This is a genomic window from Polynucleobacter sp. 35-46-11 (assembly GCF_002281105.1).
The window spans coordinates 1-1,536 of the sequence record NZ_NCFJ01000569.1; the positions used below are offsets into that span (position 1 = coordinate 1).

The following is a 1,536-nucleotide window of genomic DNA, read 5'->3' on the forward strand; positions in this document are numbered from 1 at the left end:
GGAATACTGGCAAGAGGCTTATCAGTTTTGGGTCAAGATTTTTGCTTTGACATTTGCCTTGGGTGTAGTGAGCGGCATCACTATGAGCTTTCAGTTTGGGACTAATTGGCCTGGCTACATGGAAACTGTTGGCAATATTGCTGGCCCATTATTAGCTTATGAAGTATTGACTGCCTTTTTTCTAGAGGCCACTTTTTTAGGAGTCATGCTTTTTGGTGCAAAGCGCGTCTCCGCCAGAGTGCACACCATAGCCACTTTTCTAGTTGCCTTTGGAACTAGCTTGTCTGCCTTTTGGATTATTGCCTTGAATTCTTGGATGCAAACTCCGCAAGGTTTCACCATGATTGATGGCAAAGCCCATGCAGCAGATTGGATAGCCATCATTTTTAATCCATCTATGCCTTATCGATTAGGGCATATGATGCTCGCATCATTCTTAACGGTCTCATTCCTTATAGCTGGCATCTCTGCCTATCGTTATTTACGTAATAGTCGATCAATTGCCAATAGCATGGTGATGAAGCTGGCACTTACAGTGGCGATGGTTTTAATCCCCGTGCAAATTATGTTGGGCGATATGCATGGCATCAATACCCTAGAGCATCAGCCCGCAAAGCTAGCGGCGATGGAGGGCATCTGGGAAAGTGGTTCCGGAGTGCCTGCAGTCATCTTCGCTGTTCCTAACCAGGTAACCCGCTCTAATGATTATGAAGTGAGCATCCCCAAATTGGCTTCACTGTATTTAACGCACAGTTGGAATGGCGAAGTAAAAGGCTTAGATGCTTTTGGAGACAAGATTCCACCAGTGGCTCCAGTATTTTTTGCGTTTCGAATCATGGTAGGTGTCGGAGTGCTCATGCTCTTGGTTTCTTGGTTTGCGCGTTGGCAACTGCGGGGCACTCGCGCTTTGCCGCAGTGGACCGCTAGAGCCCTAGTTCTGATGACCTTCTCTGGATGGCTAGCTGTTTTGTCAGGTTGGTATGTGACAGAAATCGGTCGTCAACCTTATTTGGTGACTGGGGTATTGACTACGGCCCAGGCGGTAACTACATTGCCATCGAATATGGTCCTATCGACCTTGCTGATGTATATCACCGTCTATATTGGATTGCTTGTCGCTTATATATGGGCAGTGTTTTATTTGGCGCGTCAAGCGGATGAGAAGGGTGCTATTGATGTCCACCCTGTTAAGGCAGCTTCCGTTAAATCTCCACTGAGCGCTTAAAGATGAACTCCATGGATCTCACCCAAGCATCGATATGGTTGCCACTGTTTTTCTTTGTGGCTATGGGTATTGCGATGTTGTCGTATGTTGTGCTCGATGGCTATGACTTAGGTATTGGGATGTTATTGAATCGCGCATCTGATCAGGATAAGGACATGATGATTGCATCCATTGGCCCCTTTTGGGATGCTAATGAGACTTGGATTGTGTTGGGGGTTGGCTTGCTCTTAGTGGCCTTTCCATTGGCACATGGCTTGATCTTGACCGAGCTCTATTTGCCAGTCGCTGTGATGTTGCTAGGCCTCATCTTG

General features: G+C 46.8%; 2 protein-coding genes. Both read left to right on the plus strand.

Annotation, left to right across the window (positions count from 1 at the left end; genetic code table 11):
- Positions 1–1,225: cytochrome ubiquinol oxidase subunit I (locus tag B7Y67_RS17700; RefSeq protein ID WP_293599755.1), on the plus strand; the 1,225-nt coding region annotated here is incomplete at its 5' end.
- A gap of 2 nt (positions 1,226–1,227) precedes the next feature.
- A partial coding sequence (locus tag B7Y67_RS17705) for a cytochrome d ubiquinol oxidase subunit II (RefSeq protein WP_293599756.1) occupies positions 1,228–1,536 on the plus strand: 309 nt, incomplete at its 3' end.